This window comes from Vibrio sp. 10N.239.312.D08 (genome assembly GCF_041466145.1).
GTDB lineage: Bacteria > Pseudomonadota > Gammaproteobacteria > Enterobacterales > Vibrionaceae > Vibrio > Vibrio crassostreae_C.
The window spans coordinates 1-16,792 of record NZ_JBFSSD010000060.1; the positions used below are offsets into that span (position 1 = coordinate 1).

Genomic DNA, 16,792 nt, shown 5'->3' on the forward strand with positions numbered 1-16,792 from the left:
CTTGTACGGTGGTGTGAGAGGACGGAGGCCGTGAGGCCTCCTCCTACTCGATTTCTACTTAGCAATCAAGATTGCTCAAATTAGATTTGCTCAACGAAACCCATTAGGTGCTGTTTCACTTCGTCTGAAGCAAAAGCGCTCTCTACAGAGTACTTGTAGATCTCTGCGTAGTCTTCTTGTGTTAGACCGAACGTTTCACATACACGCTTCACTTCGTTAGTCATGGTTGTGTTCGACACAGTGCGGTTGTCTGTGTTGATCGTTACAACGATGCCGTCTTTCTTGAATTCAGCAATTGGGTGGTCGCTGAATTTGTGAATACATTTAGTTTGCACGTTACTTGTTGGGCAAGTTTCAAGCGCAACCTGCTTCTCTTTAACGATGTTGTACGCGTCTTCGTTACCTTGGATGTGGACACCGTGGCCGATACGCTCAGCGTCAAGCAGTGTGACTGCATCGTAAACGTTCTGACCATGCCATTGCTCACCTGCGTGAACCGTCACACGGTAGCCTTGTTCAATAGCGTATTGCGTGTACTCAGGGAATTCAGCGCAGAAGCCCGGCTTTTCACCGCCTGCAATATCAAATGCAACCACGCCTTTACCAAGGTATGGTTTACCAGCGTCGATTACATCTTTGATTGAGTCTTTCGGGAACATACGAAGTACAGACATGATGTAGTTGCCCTTAATGTCGTATTTCTCTTCTGCACGCTTCATGCCTTTAACCGCACTTGCGATGATTGCATCAAGAGACAAGCCCTTGTTTACGTGAAGAATCGGTGCAAAACGAACTTCTAGGTACTTAACGTTTTCTAGTGCTGCGTCTTCGTAAAGCTCAAAAGAGATACGCTCAATCGCTTCTTCCGTTTGCATCACTTGCAGTGGCAGGCTAAAGCAAGCTAGGTACTCATCAAGGTTTTTGCAATCTTCAGGCACTGTTAGAGACTTTACTACCGCTTCACGGTCTTCTGGAAGTTCGATTCCGTACTGTTTCGCCAGATCAATAATGGTGTCTGGACGAACACTTCCGTCTAGGTGGCAGTGCAGATCAATCTTAGGGAGTGCTAGAAAGTTCATGAGTATTCCTTAGGTCTATTATTTTTTGAGTTATTAACTCATAGGTTACATGGGCTTAAATTAACAAGTTTGTGATATGATTTAAAGTGACATAAAGTCATCATTAATCTGAATCTAAGGAATATCATGGTAGATGTTAAAAGCTTACTCAAATGTGATATGAATTTACTGCTGTGTTTACACGTGTTGCTTGAAGAGCGCAGCGTGAGCAAAACGGCAGAGCGATTGTTCCTTAGTCAGTCTGCGGTGAGTAAACAACTCACTAAGCTGCGTTCTTTGTTTGACGACCCTTTGTTTGAACGTGAGTCAAAAGGCCTGTTTCCAACACCGAAAGCCACCTCTTTAGCGCCTAAAATTCATCAAATCCTTCTGCAAGTTGAACAGCTAACCGTGCCGGACATTTTTGAGCCGAAAGACAGCGAACGTACTTTTAATATCGATCTTGTTGAAACCGCTTATACCGCGATTTACCCTAAATTTATGCCTAACGCGCTAGCAGATGCGCCGAACATTACGGTAAACAGCACTACTTGGAGCAGCGAAACCTTTAAGCGCTTACTAAAGCGTGAGGTCGATTTCGGGATTGGAATTTTTGAGCTCGATGAAAGGGCTAGCACCCACATTCAAAATATCCCTGCCGAGCTAAACCACGTCGAGTTGCTGCAAGATTACTCTGTGTGCTTGATGCGAAATGATCACCCAGTACTTCAAGAAGAGTGGAATCTGCAAGCCTTCCTTAAATACCGTCATATTCAGTTGGTGACCGGTGGCGTTGGCGACTGGTTGCTACTGGAAATCTTGCAAGCCAAACAGCTTCAAATTAACAAAGCCGCCAACGTGTCGGACATCACCAGCGCAGTAAAGCTGTGCAAACAAAGCGATTTGCTGATGTGTTATCCGTACAACTCGGTTCGTGACTATATTGAGAGTGGCGAACTGGTGATGAAGCCGATTCCTATTGAGTTGGTTCCCGGTGGTTTGTTTTTGCTTTGGCACCGTTACTTTGATTCTGAACCAAGCCACAAATGGCTTCGCGACCTCATAGTCAATAAGACCCAAGAACCTCAGCTGTAAACCGCGAGCTACGATGATCAAAACGGCGAAATAAGTTTTTTTAAATTTATTTCGTCTTTTTAGAATGAGCATTGTCTTATTACGGGTGCCAAATGCCCGCCAAGAATGAGATATCTAAATGAATCCAATGCCATCGATTCGTTGGTGTTGATTGATTAGTGCTTAATCCTGATGACAGACAGAAGTAAGGCCAACGTGTATACGCTGGCCTTTTTTATGGTTCTTCGCAGATTAGCGCCAAGTTGGATAAGCGACTCGGCTTGTTGTTACGTTATGCTGGAACCTTAAAACAAGAATCTTGATTGCTGTATTTTGGTACGAAGCACAATTTGTCTGCCGACATTTTTAAGCCGTTTTGCATCTGGATATGTGTTACCGCCCAAATCACGCAGCCATGAGGCAAATTGAATAGCGAGCGAGTTTGAGTGAACAACACGCCGTCATCATAGGCTGGTGTAATGTTCGTCGCTTTGCCTTGCCACGCCTTATGAGTGGTTTGCACATCAATATTTGGAACAATCAATGAGAGCATTTCTGGCTCAACGTCTTTTACGACTTTCAAGCAGATACGACACCCATCGTAGTATTGTTCTATCCAGATTTTATGTGGAATAGCGTGATCATCCCAACCCAGTTGTAAGATATGTTCCATGACTTTGTCCTTGGTATCTAAGAAGGAAAGGCAGTGCTCAACACTGCCTGAATTAGCTCAAATATTATTCGTAACTTAAACCATGTCCGAACGGGTAAAGGGTGTCGGCTTGATCATACCCAGGGTAGTCTGAGTCTTGGTTTTGAATGGCTTGGGCACTGTTCGCTAAAGCAAATGGCAGTTTTCCTTGAGGAGCAAAGTTGCCTGAAAGTACTTCCATTAGGTTGCTGTCCGAGACACCAAATGTGGCGATCACGGCACCGGCTTGCTTAAGATTACTTTGATCGTCTAGCACGAAGGGTTGTCTAAAGTTGATGGACAATACCGTTTTGTCAGCGCCCACTTCGTTCATAACGGCTTTAATGTCGCTTAGGCTTGGTTCAATATGCCAAGATGCAGCTGTAGCCATTTCACTGAACGCAAGAATATCGAGTTCATCTGGGTTCGCGCCACCAAAGATAAGATCAGGATCTGAGCCTTCGTTAGATACGCGAACACGAATAACCGCATAGTCCGTATCGGCTGGTACTGGTGGACGCGTTTCTCCCGCTTCGTAATCTCCGGAAGTCACGGTAAAGTTGTACTTGTCGTCTCCTGCAATGTTTTCGTCCATTCCCATGACATACAGAGCAACAGGATTTTGTGCGGTTGATTCAGCTAGAGGTAAAGTCTTATTGGTATTTTGAAGTAAGACGACAGACTTTTTCTGTGCGTAATCAGCGCGTTCTTGGTACTTCTCGTTGCCTAAAATCTCTTGGGCTTTTTTCTCATCAACGTAAGTGTTTTCGAAAAGGCCAAGCTTGAATTGTTCTTCAAGTAAGCGTGTGACTGATAGGTCGACACGCTCTTCGGTAAGCAGATCTTTTTCCACGAGTTTCACGATGACTTCTTTATCATGGAAACCTGAAAGAACATCGACTCCAGCTTCGACCGCCATGGCAACCTGCTCATCAATCGTTTTGTGTTCCACACCCCATGCACGATCGCCAATAATGCCGGTATCTGAGTTCACGTTACCTGTGTAGCCCAATTCGTCTCTGAGAAGGTCGGTAACAATGCCTTTTGAGAAGGACATACCAACATCGTTTGGCATCCACTTTTGATCTACAGGGATGCCGTAGTAAGGCATGATTGAAGAAGCGCCAGCCTCAATCGCAGCAATAAACGGTTTTAGGTGGTAATCAAAATTGTTCTTTGGATAGACTTGGTTTTTACCGAAGTCATAATGTGGGTCACCACCGTTTTCTTGTGGACCGCCACCAGGGAAGTGTTTGATGGTTAGCGCGATACTGTCTTCGTTGACCTCACCGCCATCCTGCAACCCTTTGATAAGTGAGCGCATAATGTCAGACGCTAAATCTGCATCTTCGGTAAAGGTTTCGTGTACTCGGTACCAACGAGGTTCTGTCGCCAAATCCATCATGTATCCGTACATACTGCGTAGGCCAATTGAAGACCATTCTTCATTCATGATACCTGCAAATTCAGTGATTAAATCCATGTCGCGAGTGGCTGCTAAACCTGCCTCTTTAGGCCAAGCAGAAAAGGCACCTGAAGAAACGTTGATCCCTGCTTTAGCTGATGGATCTATGTGGTTACGAGCATTGGATTTGAATAGAGCGGGGATACCCATTCGCGTCTGTTCACGCAGTTCTTGAACACTATTCATGAACTGGGCAGCTTCTGTTGGGGTTATCTGACAACCTGAACGGCCTGAATCGCAATCAGGCGCATTGGTAGGTGTTTCAACTACGCTGTTACGGAAGATAAAGCGCGTCATTTGGGCATCGCCAATCATGTCTTGCCCTTTACTACTAACGAGCCCACCTTTGGACGAGTTTAAGGTGTCAATGAGCATCATGCCGGCTTTCTCATCTAGCGTCATGCGGCTAACCAAGTCTGCTGCTCGCTCTTCTGGAGATAATCGCCAGTCTTCAAAAGGCTCCAGTGTTCCATTACCGTTAGAATCTCGGAATTGGTAGCCCTCAACGTTCAATACATCATGAACACGAGAGTGAACTTGGGGTTGCTGGAAGTTATTGTCGCTATCAGATGAGTTACATCCTGCAAGAAGCAACGCGATTGCTATAGGTGTCAGGGTAAGACGCTTCATGGTCACGATCCTATTGTTAGTATAATAATAAGTACATGACCAATTTTAATAATTAATGGACTATTGGTTAACCAAAATAGGTCAAACTAAAGATTTGGATCACCATATAAATTTAATTGGTGATTTAATTCAATTTAGTATTGGAAATATATTGACGAAGTTTAAATAACGTAAACTTAACTAGATTTAATTTTTTGATATCCAATTAATCCCCCATTTAATTAGTGATGTATTACTTCCATATTTTAAATTTAGAATAAAAAATATATTGCCTATTTTATAGTTAACAATCTGCGTTGATGTAAACGATAGATAGTGACCATGTTGGTGACAATAAAGGTGATTTCGACAAAGGACCCGCCAATCGAACCAATCCAAATGTTATGGCTAGCCCAACAGAAAGAATTGAATAAGATCAAGGACCTCAATGCGATGCCTTGTCTTGAAAAGAGTGCCCATGTCGCAACGGATGAACCAACAACCGTAATAAATTCAAAGAAATGATTCATGTTGGGTAAAGTCATGCACCACATCAAGCCAATAAAGAACCACATCACTTTGCGCGATTGAGTTTTTATCGATACATAGCTGCGAATAGCATTAATAATGACACCTATAGCCGCCACTATGGCGCCCATTAATATGAAATGGATACTCATTACAAAACAAAAGATCATCATCTGGTAGCGAAAACGCATATCATCTTTTTGCCAAAAGGCCATTACACCGATACAAAAAGCCAGGCCGCCAACTCCTTGTGTTATCCAGTTTTCCATATTTAGCCTTTATTTTTAAGATGCTATCGAGCACGATTAAATATTAACTTTGAAAGAATAATGCTCAACCATAAAATAACCCTCCAAAAGGAGGGCTAGATATAACGTCAAAATGCTATTGCATTAGGTTTAATTGACTAACTGAACGGCTTCACGAGTTAAATGAGCCAGCTCTTCCCAATTGCCTTCTTCAATCAGCTTCTTATCCACCATCCAAGTACCGCCACATGCGAGCACGCGAGGTATCGCTAGGTAGTCTTTAATGTTGTTTGGGTTAATGCCACCTGTCGGCATGATCTCAATATCCGTGTAAGGCGCAAGAAGTGACTTAACCATGTTGATGCCACCTGATGCTTCAGCTGGGAAGAACTTCAATGTGGTTAAGCCCATTTCTAGAGCGGCTTCTACTGTGCTCGGGTTGTTGACCCCAGGAATGATATCAATACCAATCTCTTGGCAGGCTCTTACCGTGTTTGGATTAAATCCAGGAGAGACGACGAACGTTGCGCCTGCTTCTTTAGCCGCAATAGCTTGCTCACGATTGAGCACAGTGCCTGCGCCGATCAACATATCTGGTTGTGATTCACGAAGTAGACGAATAGCTTCAACTGCAGCTTCCGAACGGAATGTAATTTCTGCTGCAGGTAAACCATTTTCAGCTAACACTTTACCCAGAGGGATGATGTCTTCAGCGTTGTCGATAGCGATCACAGGGATAACTTTCAGTGTTTTCAGTTGTTGTTTGATGTTAGACATTGGTATTCCTTAAATGGCTGTGATGGCCGCTTGAGTGAGTTCTTTTGCAATAATGGCACCACGATGTTGGATAACGACGCCTGCCATGGTATTGCCGCGCTGGCATGACTTTGTTAAGTCTTCGCCCGCAAGGTAAGCCGATAAAAATCCGCCATTGAATGAGTCTCCTGCCGAGGTCGTATCAACGACATGATCAACAGGCAGGGTTGGCACCGCTAGTGGAGCCGAAGCGGCACCAGAATCTGGGTGTATGTTACTTTGAATGGTGGCATCTTGAATGAGACAGCCATCTGCACCCAGTTTGACGATGCATCGCTTAACACCCAGCGTCGTTAGACGTTCGATAGTTTGTTCTGGAGAGCTATCGCCCCAAATTAATTGTTCATCATCGAATGTGACCAACGCTAAATCCGTCAATGTATACATGGCCTGGTAGCTGTTTTTGACGGTTTGGTTTTCGTCTTGTGGCCAAAGTGCAGGGCGGAAGTTACTGTCGAAGGCAATCTCAACACCTTGTGCCTTCAACGCAACCAAGATGTTCAATAGCTCGATACGATCTTGTTCAGGCAGAATCGCTAATGTGATGCCGCTGAGAAAGACCATATCGACATTGCGCAGTGCCTGCTTTATCTGATTGAAATCTGGGTGCTGTAGCAGGTAGCGTGCAGCCGACTGGTTTCTCCAGTACAGAAAGGTACGTTCACCTGCGTCATCAAGCTGAATTAGGTATAGACCCGGAGTACGTTGGCTGTCTTGTAGAACAAGGTCCGTCGACACCCCCTCTTGTTGCCAGCGTTCTAACATTCCCTTGCTAATCGGGTCTGCGCCCAAAGCCGTGACGTAGGACACTTTTATGTCATCTTGATTGAGGTTGGCCTCGCAGCCGCGGCTTAGATAGACCGCAGCATTGAGTGTGTCCCCGCCAAACGTTTGATGCATTGAGCCGAACGGTTTGCCGTTAAGCTCGATCATGCACTCACCAATAATGGCGATATGTTTCATGGGTTACGCCCTCTCTTCGAAGTAGCGTTTTGCGTTTCCAAAGCAGATCTCTTCGACCATAGGGCCAAGCAGTGACATGTCGTTTGGCACCTCGCCGTTTTCAGCCCAACGACCAAGCATGTCACACAGAATTCGGCGGAAGTATTCGTGGCGTGTGTACGACAAGAAGCTGCGGGAGTCAGTCAGCATGCCGACAAACTGGCTAAGTAGACCAAGCTGAGATAGCTGCTCCATTTGGCGTTGCATGCCGTCTTTCTGATCGTTGAACCACCAACCAGAACCAAACTGAACTTTGCCCGCGATGCCGCCACCTTGGAAGTTACCAATCATGGTGGCCATCATCTCGTTATCGCGAGGGTTTAAGCAGTAAAGGATGGTGCGAGGCAGCTCGTTGCTTTGATCCATCTCGTCTAATAGGTGAGCCAATTCGAAGGCAAACGTCTTGTCGCTGATCGAATCAAATCCTGCATCTGCGCCTAACAGTTGGAACATACGCGTGTTGTTATTGCGCTGAGCACCAATGTGAAGCTGCATTACCCAACCCATTGCGGCGTAGCGCTTGCCTAACCACACTTGAACCGCTGTTGAAAACTGCGCACATTCTAGATCGGTGAGTGTTTCGCCATTGAGGCGTCGAGTTAGCAGGGCATCCAAATCTGATTCAGATGGAATAGGTGCGTAGCGAACCACTTCAATACCGTGGTCCGCTGCACGACAGCCATGGGCATTAAAGTGGACTAAACGCTTGTCTAGCGCACTCAACAGATCATCAAATCGACGGATCTCGATATCGGCTACTTGACCAAGTTGGCGCAGGTAATCGACAAAGGTGTCGAGTTCGATTTTGAAGGCTTTATCTGGGCGCCAGCTTGGTAACACTTGTACATCAAATGAATTGTCTTGAGCGATCGCCTTATGGTGTTCAAGAGAATCAATTGGATCGTCTGTCGTACCAGCCATCACCACATTCATCTGCTTCATGATGCCGCGAGCACTAAATTCTGGTGTCGCTAATAGCTCGTTGCCTTCGTGCCAAATTTGGTCTGCGGTTTCTGGACCAAAGAGAGTGCCAGTAATACCAAATGGGCGGCGTAGTTCTAAATGAGTCCAATGGTAAAGTGGGTTGCCCAAGGTTTGAGGGACGGTTCTAGCCCAGGCCATGAACTTATCATAATCGCTTGCGCCTCCAGTAATCAGACGCTCATCAATCCCTGCTGAACGCATACCACGCCACTTGTAGTGGTCACCTTCAAGCCAAATCTTAGACATGTTTTCGAACTGACGATCTTGAGCCACTTCTGCCGGGTTTAGATGGCAGTGATAGTCATAAATCGGCTGGTGGCTTGCGTGTTCATGGTACAAACGACGTGCAGTCTCATTCGACAGTAAAAAGTCTTCACATAAGAAATTCTTCATTGTTTGTACTCCTTATAACGCAGCCACGGTCGCAACGGCACCGTGTTCAATTAATGATTGGTACGCTGAACTTACCGCATCAATGACCTGCGGGTCTTGGCCTAGCTCGGCAGGGAAAATCGCTTCAACCGCAAGTAATGCTGGAACCACAGAAACATTGAGTCCATGCTGGTCGCAGATCTGGCGAAGTGTGTCTGCCATTGGATCGCGGACATCAATCTCATTGCCTTGCTCATCAACGCCAGATACATAGCGCATCCAGCCAGCGATGGCGGTTGCAAGCCACGAGAAATCTGAGCCTTGATCTAAATGGAATCGTAAGCTGCCACCCATACGTTGAGGGATCTTCTGGCTGCCATCCATCGCAATCTGCCACGTCTTGTGCTTCAAGCTTGGGTTAGTGAAGCGGTTGATCAGCAAGGTTGCGTAACCTTCTAAATCAGTCCCTTCAGGCATCGTTAACGAAGGTGCCTGTGATTTCATCATCATGTCAAAAGCGGCTTTTCGGTAGCCAGCATCCGTCATAGTGTCGGAAATATGGTCGTAGCCACCAAGGTATCCAAGGTAAGCAAGGAAAGAGTGACTGCCATTGAGCATACGCAGTTTCATCTCTTCGTAAGGCACCACATCTTCTACGAACTCTGCGCCAGCGACATTCCAATCTGGACGACCTGCCACAAAGTTATCTTCAATCACCCATTGGCGGAAGGGTTCACAGGCGATGCCACATGGGTCTTCACAACCAAGCAGTTCTGCAATTTCTGTCAGTGTTTCTTCTGTTGCTGCGGGTACGATACGGTCAACCATGGTGCATGGGAAGGTGACATTGGTTTCAATCCAATCACGTAATTCTGGGTCAAGCAGTTGAGCAAACTCAATGATCGCTGCTTTTGCTACATGACCGTTCTCTTGCACGTTATCGCAAGACATGACCGTGAATGGTGTTAAGCCACGTTCACGTCGAATTTTGAGCGCTTGCACAATGTAACCTAATGCTGATTTAGGTTCGCTTGGGTTAGCTAGGTCAGCGATGACTAATGGGTTATTTTTGTCGAGTTTTCCTGTCGCTGGGTCTGCGCAGTAGCCTTTCTCTGTGATGGTCATAGAAACGATAGCCACTTGAGGTTCGGCCATTTTTTCTAATACGGTTTCGATGCCGTCTAGGCTTGGGTGAAGAGATTCGGCCACTGAGCCGATCACTTTAACGTCTGTGGATTCAGCGTCTTTTTCAGCAACCGTGTAAAGGTGATCTTGCGTGCGAAGTGATTCAATTAAGTCTTCGCCTCCGAATAGGTTAATTTCGCAAATACCCCAATCAGTGCTGGTCTTGCTGAGCATTTCATTGGTGAACAACGCTTGATGCGCTCGGTGAAATGCACCGAAGCCAAGGTGCACGATACGGCTTTGGAGTGCTGAACGGTCGTAGTCAGGTCGTAGTACAGTGTTTGGCAGCGTAGAGTTAGCAACAGTCTTCATTATTCAGTTCCTTTTCCCGCCAGCGAACCAGCGGGATTTTATTATTTGATAAAGCGTTTGAGTGTTTAGCAGTCTTAGAATCTATCTGTGACCAAATTACGAACCGTAGCCCAGTACCAATTCAGGTAGGAACAAGCTCAGCTCAGGGATAAAAGTAACGGCCATTAGGGCTGCAATAAGTGCGGCATAGAATGGCAATAAAGGCTTGATGACTTTGTCGATGGCAATGTTGGCAACCGAACAACCGATGAACAGAGCACTACCTACTGGCGGTGTACAGATACCGATAGCAAGGTTGAAGGTCATCATGATGCCGAAGTGCACAGGGTCGATGCCTAGGTCTAGCGCGATTGGTAAGAAGATTGGTGTGAAGATAAGAACCGCAGGGGTCATATCCATAAAGATGCCAACAATCAACAGAATCACGTTGATAATCAGTAGGATCATTAGTGGGTCTTCGGAAACCGCGAGTAGAGCATCGGCAATCATGTAAGGTACATCGGCGTTCGCCATTGCCCAAGACATGCCCATTGATGCGCCAACCAGTAATAGAACGATAGATGTTGTTACTGCAGACTCAAGGATGATCTTTGGAATATCACCCCATTTCACTTCGCGGTAGACAAGCACAGCTAAAACAAACGTGTATACCACAGCAATTGCGGAAGCCTCAGTCGCAGTAAAGATACCGCCAATGATGCCGCCCATGATGATGCCGATCAGTGCTAAAGAAGGTGCTGCTTTTAGGAAGGTATTCCATACCATTGATGTGGAAGGACGAGCTGCGACTGGGTAGCCACGACGTTTCGCGATTATACCTGCCACCATCATGATGCTCAGCCCCATCAATAGGCCTGGGATGTAGCCTGCTAAGAACAATGCTGCAATAGAGGTACCACCAGAAACTAATGAGAACACGATCAGCGTGTTGCTGGGTGGGATAAGCAAGCCCGCAGGACATGACGTAATATTTACCGCAGCCGAGTAGTTTTCGTCATATCCATCTTTCTTTTGCAGAGGAGACATAGTGCCACCAACTGCAGCAGCCGATGCAACCGCTGAGCCTGAGATAGACCCAAACATCATGTTTGCCATCACGTTTACGTGGGCGAGTGAACCTGGTAGACGACCACCCAACACTTTCGCGAAGTTGATCAAACGCAGCGCGATGCCGCCTTGGTTCATGATGTTGCCCGCCAAAATGAAGAACGGAATTGCTAATAGTGCAAAGTTATCAAGGCCTGCCGCCATACGTTGAGCAACTACAGCAATTGCAGGCTCAAGCGGTAAGCTCATTAAGATGGTTGCTAGTGACGATAAACCAATCGCAAAAGAGACCGGTACACCGATTGTAAGCAGTACAGCGAAACTACCGAATAATGTCAGTATTACTTGCCATTCCATTGTGAAATCCTTCTATCAATCAAGTTGTGAGTCGGTGATCAAATCGTCACCTGACATTAATTGTTTAACGCGTTCGTAGGTAAATACGACTGAGTAAAAAATCATCAAAGCGCCACTAACCGGTAAGCAGAAGTAGATGTAGCCCATTTCTAAACCTAGAGCGGGAGTCAGTTGTCCCATCGCAAGTGTTTTAGCTGCAAGTTGGCTGCCACCGTGTACCAGAACGATATAAGAGAAAGAAGCGATGGCTATTTGGATAATGATTTCGTTGATTAATTTACGTTTGCCAGTCAGCTTCATCGTAAGTAGGTCGATGGCAAGGTGGCGTTTCAGACCTGTTGTGTAAGCAGCACCAATCAGGGCTACCCACATAAAGAGGTAACGAGCGAGCTCGTCGGTAACAGTACTTGGTTTGCCAATAACATAGCGGGATAGAACCTGCCATATCACGCATAGCACCAAGAAAGACGATAGAGACACTGTAAAGGTGGCCAACCCTCTATTTATGTAACTGACCAATTTATTCATGTTTATTTCCTTTCAACAAAATTGCGTATCTCATAACAATTGGTTTACCAATGTAAGAAATTGTTTCTATGTAGGGATGGGATGTTCAAAAATCTGGCTGAATCATAAGCTATTCATTTTTTGGTTGGCGTGAGCAACTTCACAAATGATTTTGGTTGACCAATTTATGGGTTTTTATTGTGACTTTGGTCAATCAATTTTAATTTCAGCTTTGACGGTTCCTTTTTTGAGCCCCAATATGAGCCCATAACAAAAAACACCCTACATTTTGGATAACCAATCCACGGAGAATAAGAATGATGATGACGCGTAAAACTTTGATTAGTGCGGTTGTCGGTGCTGCTTTGACTTTTGGAGCAACAGCTTCTGCTTATGCAGCGACAACATTGAAACTGAGCCATAACCACCCTCGTGACCATGCAGTACATGAAGCGATGACGTTTATGGCGAAAGAAGTACGTGAATTGACTGATGGTGAGGTGCGTATTCGTATTTACCCTGATGCTCAATTGGGTACACAGCGTGAATCTATGGAGCTGATGCAGAACGGCGCTTTAGATATGGTGAAAAGTAATGCTGCTGAGCTAGAAGCTTTTTCTCCTGCTTATTCATCATTCAACATGCCTTACTTATTCCGCGATCAAGCGCACTACTACAGTGTGACTGATGGTGAAGTAGGCCGTGACATTCTTAACTCTTCTCGTGATAGCGGCTTTATTGGTGTGACTTACTACGACGCTGGTGCGCGTAGCTTCTATACCAATAAGCCAATTAACACACCAGAAGATCTGAAAGGTTTGAAAGTTCGTGTTCAACCAAGCCCATCAGCAATTGCGATGGTGAAAGCGTTAGGCGGTAACCCAACGCCACTAGCTTACGGTGAGTTGTACACAGCACTGCAGCAAGGTGTCGTAGATGCGGCTGAAAATAACATTCCTTCTTTCAGCTTGAGCCGTCACAGTGAAGTGTCTAAATACTTCAGCTTAGATGAGCACACGATGGTTCCGGATGTGTTGGTTATCTCAACCAAAGCATACGATAAACTGACTGCAGAACAACAAGATGCGCTAATGAAGGCGGCAAGTGATTCATCTGAATTGATGAAAAAATTGTGGGCTGAATCGGAAGCAAAAGAGCGTGCTAAAGCCGAGAAAATGGGCGTTACTTTTGTGGAACCAGACAAGGCTGCGTTCGCACTAGCGGTTCAACCTATGTACGACGCGCTAGATAAAGCGGACCCAGAATTGAGCGCATTGATTGACCGTATTCAGGCTGTTGAATAACGAGCAAATATAGAAAAAAGAGTAATACAAAAACAAGGTGTTACTGCATTTTAAGATATAGAGGTTGACCAATTATATTTGGTCATTATGATGGCGAGAGAAATACAATGGAAAGAAGTGACAATATCATCATGATGCCTTTCGAGCCGAAAAGACCTTATCAGGAGATAGGGTTAGTACTAAGAAAAGAACTGATTGAAGGCCTGTATAAGGTCGGAGATAGGTTACCTCCAGAACGCGATATTGCTGATCGTCTAGATGTAAGCCGCACTGTAGTGCGTGAAGCGATCATCATGCTAGAGCTTGAAAACTTAGTTGAGGTAAAAAAAGGGTCAGGTGTTTATGTCCTGAACATTCCAACTCATTCTCGCGAGAATGTGGTCAGCGATGACGCTGGTCCATTCGAGATGCTGCAGGCCCGCCAATTACTGGAAAGTAATATCGCGGAGTTTGCGGCAACTCAGGTCACTCCGGGCGACATCATTAAGATGCGCTCTGCACTCGAACTCGAGCGCGAAGAGCTTGCAAGCGGCACTACCGATTGCAGCGGAGATGAAAGATTTCACATGTGTATTGCAGAGGCAACTCAAAACTCTGTGCTGGTAGATATGTTGAAACAATCCTGGGATCGACGCGAAAAGAGTCCAATGTGGAATAAACTCCACTCTCACATCAGTGGTCAAGATTACCGTGAAGAATGGTTAGATGATCACGCTCGTATCCTCGCCGCCTTACAGCGCAAAGACCCTGTCGCTGCTAAGAACGCAATGTGGCAACACCTTGAGAATGTTAAACAGCGTTTGTTAGCGCTGTCAGACATTGATGACCCAAACTTTGATGGTTACTTATTTAGTTCTAACCCAGTGGTGCTGCTGAGCACCGAAAGTTAGTTCTGAAAGCTAACGTTGAATTCAGCTTCAAGACTCTTTCTGGAAGCTGATTCATTCACTAGGTTGTAAATAAGTCATCGTCTTTAGACCGGCGTAGACCGGTGCTATCTCGGGCAGTAATTGTCATTGCTGCCATTAAGAAGTCGTTATTGCATTTAGCTTGATTAATTCGAGCCGGCTAAGTGCGTCTTAAAGAAAGGTAAGTCTCATGGAACAAACGTGGCGTTGGTACGGCCCTAATGATCAAGTTTCGCTAGACGATATTCGTCAAGCGGGCGCAACTGGTATTGTGAATGCACTGCACCATATTCCAAATGGTGAAGTTTGGACAAAAGAAGAAATCCTTAAGCGTAAAGCCATTATCGAAGAGAAAGGTTTAACGTGGTCGGTTGTAGAAAGCGTGCCTGTGCACGAAGAGATCAAAACTCAAACTGGCAACTACCAGCAGTGGATTGATAACTATAAGCAAACTCTGTCTAACCTTGCTGAGTGTGGCATCGATACGGTTTGTTATAACTTCATGCCCGTGTTGGACTGGACACGTACTGACTTAGAATTTGAAATGCCTGATGGCTCTCGCGCACTGCGTTTTGACCAAATCGCATTTGCGGCATTTGAGCTGCATATCTTGAAGCGCCCGGGTGCAGAATCGGACTATTCAGAGTCAGAGCAAGCGCAAGCGTTGGATTACTTCAACAACATGACGCCAGAGCAAATTCAGCAACTGACTAATAACATCATCGCTGGCCTGCCAGGCGCTGAAGAAGGTTACACACTAGAAGCGTTTCAAGCACAGCTGGATCGCTATGCGGGAATCGACAAAGACAAGCTACGTGAGCACATGTCTTACTTCCTCGCTGAGCTGATGCCAGTCTGTGATGCGAATGGTTTGAAGATGGCGGTTCACCCAGACGATCCACCGCGTCCAATTCTAGGCTTGCCTCGTATCGTTTCTACGATCGAAGACATCGATTGGTTGACCGAACATGTGCCGAGCAAAATGAATGGTTTGACGATGTGTACCGGGTCATACGGTGTGCGTGGCGACAATGATCTGGTTAACATGATCAAAAAGCACGGTGACCGAATTTACTTTACGCACCTGCGTTCAACTAAGCGTGAAGAGAGCAACCCAATGACATTCCACGAAGCAGCCCACCTAGATGGTGATGTGGACATGTACAACGTTGTGATGGCTATTTTGGATGAAGAAAATCGTCGTGCAGAAGTGGGCGATCACCGCTTAATTCCAATGCGTCCGGATCACGGTCATCAAATGCTGGATGACCTTAAGAAAACCACTAACCCAGGTTATTCGGCGATTGGTCGATTGAAAGGCTTAGCTGAAGTTCGTGGTTTAGAGATGGCATTGAAACGCGCTTTCTATACCAAGTAACGACGGCATCTAGCTTTAAAATACTTTTAAAAACCAGAACTCATGTTCTGGTTTTTTGTATCTGAGCTCAGTAAAACTTCAGAGTTTGGATAACAACAATCACGCCCCTAACTTGGTAAAGGCCAACGGGGTTTGTCCGGTTTGCTGTTTGAAAAAGGCGATAAACGCACTGTTAGATGAGAACTCTAGCAAATGTGCCACATCACCGACTTGTCGGTTTTCTGAGAGCAGTTCAATCGCTTTAAACAAGCGCCATTGCTGTCGCCACTCTTGGTAAGTCATGCCTGTTTCGGCTTTGAATAATCGAGTAATCGTTTTGGTGCTTGCGCCAACCGAGTTCGCTAATGTCGAGAGGGCTGGGGCAAGAAAGGAAGCGGTTCGGACTTGTTTGCAAAAGCTTTTAAAGCGGCGATCTGTCGGTAGTGGCAAGATAAACGAGTGTTGGTTAGCACTGTAAAACTCTTCCCAGAATAGGTTGGCGGTATTGGTGGTTTGCTCGCGGGCAACGTCCCAGTCCCAGAAAGCCATCTTATTGATCAGGGCTTTTAAAAGCTCATTCACTTCCACAATTTCAATCGCTTCTGGGCAGGTGTAAATACTGCTATCAAAATAGAGCGACCGATAAGCAACCACATTGGTCATCTGCGCGCGATGTTTGGTATAAGGCGGGATCCACACGGCTTTAGTCGGCGGCAAAATGCAAATGGCGTTTTCTAAGGTCAAGGTGATGCAACCCTGCGGAGCATACAGCAACTGTCCTTTTACGTGGTGATGTATTCCTGAGTCATGCTGACCTAGCTCTGCCGCAATCCCTATTACGGGCGCAGGTAAGCTGTCTGCATCAAACTCAATGGTTTCGCTGATTAATGCCATTTGTCCCAATCTTGTTGTTTTTGGTTTTAATGTTGTTAACGAGCCAAGGTTAGTTTCCCCTAGACTCCTCGTCA

The 16,792-nt window shown here is 45.8% G+C and carries 15 protein-coding genes; 4 read left to right on the forward strand and 11 right to left on the reverse strand.

All coding sequences use genetic code 11. The annotated features are described in order from the left end of the window. Positions 1-80 precede the first annotated feature (80 nt). The gene (gene add / locus AB6D58_RS21735) at positions 81-1,079 is read right to left on the reverse strand and encodes an adenosine deaminase (protein ID WP_017061091.1); all 999 of its coding nucleotides are present in this window, start codon (positions 1,077-1,079) and stop codon (positions 81-83) included. Positions 1,080-1,205: 126 nt separating this feature from the next. Between add and AB6D58_RS21740 the strand changes: the two genes are divergently transcribed. After that, positions 1,206-2,153 (forward strand): LysR family transcriptional regulator, encoded by a 948-nt coding sequence (locus AB6D58_RS21740; protein WP_017061092.1) that lies wholly within the window; start codon positions 1,206-1,208, stop codon positions 2,151-2,153. Between the two features lie 271 nt (positions 2,154-2,424). On the opposite strand, the gene AB6D58_RS21745 is transcribed toward AB6D58_RS21740, so the two are convergent. From AB6D58_RS21745 to AB6D58_RS21785, 9 genes are all read right to left on the reverse strand, one after another. Next, entirely contained in the window at positions 2,425-2,805 is a 381-nt protein-coding gene (locus tag AB6D58_RS21745) for a hypothetical protein (protein ID WP_017057786.1), read from the reverse strand. A gap of 64 nt (positions 2,806-2,869) precedes the next feature. After that, complete coding sequence (locus tag AB6D58_RS21750; protein ID WP_102398630.1) at positions 2,870-4,918, reverse strand: glycoside hydrolase family 3 N-terminal domain-containing protein; 2,049 nt, start codon at positions 4,916-4,918, stop codon at positions 2,870-2,872. Between the two features lie 272 nt (positions 4,919-5,190). Beyond that, on the reverse strand, positions 5,191-5,694 hold the full coding sequence (locus AB6D58_RS21755; RefSeq protein ID WP_017057788.1) for a YgjV family protein: 504 nt from the start codon (positions 5,692-5,694) through the stop codon (positions 5,191-5,193). A 129-nt stretch (positions 5,695-5,823) separates the two neighbouring features. Continuing rightward, on the reverse strand, positions 5,824-6,450 hold the full coding sequence (locus AB6D58_RS21760) for a bifunctional 4-hydroxy-2-oxoglutarate aldolase/2-dehydro-3-deoxy-phosphogluconate aldolase (protein WP_017070468.1): 627 nt from the start codon (positions 6,448-6,450) through the stop codon (positions 5,824-5,826). Positions 6,451-6,459: 9 nt separating this feature from the next. Continuing rightward, positions 6,460-7,452, reverse strand: coding sequence for a sugar kinase (locus tag AB6D58_RS21765; protein ID WP_102321244.1), 993 nt, complete (start codon positions 7,450-7,452; stop codon positions 6,460-6,462). Between the two features lie 3 nt (positions 7,453-7,455). Then, positions 7,456-8,868 carry a glucuronate isomerase gene (gene uxaC / locus AB6D58_RS21770; RefSeq protein ID WP_102398047.1) on the reverse strand — a complete coding sequence of 471 codons (1,413 nt, stop codon included), beginning with the start codon at positions 8,866-8,868 and terminating at the stop codon, positions 7,456-7,458. A gap of 12 nt (positions 8,869-8,880) precedes the next feature. Next, positions 8,881-10,344 (reverse strand): fructuronate reductase, encoded by a 1,464-nt coding sequence (locus AB6D58_RS21775; protein ID WP_372158441.1) that lies wholly within the window; start codon positions 10,342-10,344, stop codon positions 8,881-8,883. Positions 10,345-10,440: 96 nt separating this feature from the next. Beyond that, positions 10,441-11,748: a TRAP transporter large permease gene (locus tag AB6D58_RS21780; protein WP_017068141.1), complete on the reverse strand. Its 1,308-nt coding sequence runs from the start codon at positions 11,746-11,748 to the stop codon at positions 10,441-10,443. 15 nt (positions 11,749-11,763) lie between these two features. After that, complete coding sequence (locus tag AB6D58_RS21785; protein ID WP_372158443.1) at positions 11,764-12,276, reverse strand: TRAP transporter small permease; 513 nt, start codon at positions 12,274-12,276, stop codon at positions 11,764-11,766. A 299-nt stretch (positions 12,277-12,575) separates the two neighbouring features. On the opposite strand from AB6D58_RS21785, the gene AB6D58_RS21790 reads away from it, so the two are divergent. From AB6D58_RS21790 to uxuA, 3 genes are all read left to right on the forward strand, one after another. Further along, positions 12,576-13,559, forward strand: coding sequence for a TRAP transporter substrate-binding protein (locus AB6D58_RS21790; protein WP_029235323.1), 984 nt, complete (start codon positions 12,576-12,578; stop codon positions 13,557-13,559). Between the two features lie 107 nt (positions 13,560-13,666). After that, on the forward strand, positions 13,667-14,449 hold the full coding sequence (locus AB6D58_RS21795; protein WP_061020948.1) for an FCD domain-containing protein: 783 nt from the start codon (positions 13,667-13,669) through the stop codon (positions 14,447-14,449). 208 nt (positions 14,450-14,657) lie between these two features. After that, on the forward strand, positions 14,658-15,845 hold the full coding sequence (uxuA, locus tag AB6D58_RS21800) for a mannonate dehydratase (protein ID WP_048609951.1): 1,188 nt from the start codon (positions 14,658-14,660) through the stop codon (positions 15,843-15,845). A 99-nt stretch (positions 15,846-15,944) separates the two neighbouring features. On the opposite strand, the gene AB6D58_RS21805 is transcribed toward uxuA, so the two are convergent. Further along, positions 15,945-16,718 (reverse strand): helix-turn-helix domain-containing protein, encoded by a 774-nt coding sequence (locus AB6D58_RS21805; RefSeq protein ID WP_136978647.1) that lies wholly within the window; start codon positions 16,716-16,718, stop codon positions 15,945-15,947. Positions 16,719-16,792: the final 74 nt, after the last annotated feature.

Bases quoted from the DNA above. Each gene is read 5' to 3' on its own strand.
- add (WP_017061091.1), bottom strand. From the start codon at position 1,079: ATGAACTTTCTAGCACTCCCTAAGATTGATCTGCACTGCCACCTAGAC.
- AB6D58_RS21740 (WP_017061092.1), top strand. From the start codon at position 1,206: ATGGTAGATGTTAAAAGCTTACTCAAATGTGATATGAATTTACTGCTG.
- uxuA (WP_048609951.1), top strand. From the start codon at position 14,658: ATGGAACAAACGTGGCGTTGGTACGGCCCTAATGATCAAGTTTCGCTA.
- AB6D58_RS21780 (WP_017068141.1), bottom strand. From the start codon at position 11,748: ATGGAATGGCAAGTAATACTGACATTATTCGGTAGTTTCGCTGTACTG.
- AB6D58_RS21805 (WP_136978647.1), bottom strand. From the start codon at position 16,718: ATGGCATTAATCAGCGAAACCATTGAGTTTGATGCAGACAGCTTACCT.
- AB6D58_RS21795 (WP_061020948.1), top strand. From the start codon at position 13,667: ATGGAAAGAAGTGACAATATCATCATGATGCCTTTCGAGCCGAAAAGA.
- AB6D58_RS21745 (WP_017057786.1), bottom strand. From the start codon at position 2,805: ATGGAACATATCTTACAACTGGGTTGGGATGATCACGCTATTCCACAT.
- AB6D58_RS21755 (WP_017057788.1), bottom strand. From the start codon at position 5,694: ATGGAAAACTGGATAACACAAGGAGTTGGCGGCCTGGCTTTTTGTATC.
- uxaC (WP_102398047.1), bottom strand. From the start codon at position 8,868: ATGAAGAATTTCTTATGTGAAGACTTTTTACTGTCGAATGAGACTGCA.
- AB6D58_RS21765 (WP_102321244.1), bottom strand. From the start codon at position 7,452: ATGAAACATATCGCCATTATTGGTGAGTGCATGATCGAGCTTAACGGC.
- AB6D58_RS21750 (WP_102398630.1), bottom strand. From the start codon at position 4,918: ATGAAGCGTCTTACCCTGACACCTATAGCAATCGCGTTGCTTCTTGCA.
- AB6D58_RS21790 (WP_029235323.1), top strand. From the start codon at position 12,576: ATGATGACGCGTAAAACTTTGATTAGTGCGGTTGTCGGTGCTGCTTTG.
- AB6D58_RS21760 (WP_017070468.1), bottom strand. From the start codon at position 6,450: ATGTCTAACATCAAACAACAACTGAAAACACTGAAAGTTATCCCTGTG.
- AB6D58_RS21785 (WP_372158443.1), bottom strand. From the start codon at position 12,276: ATGAATAAATTGGTCAGTTACATAAATAGAGGGTTGGCCACCTTTACA.
- AB6D58_RS21775 (WP_372158441.1), bottom strand. From the start codon at position 10,344: ATGAAGACTGTTGCTAACTCTACGCTGCCAAACACTGTACTACGACCT.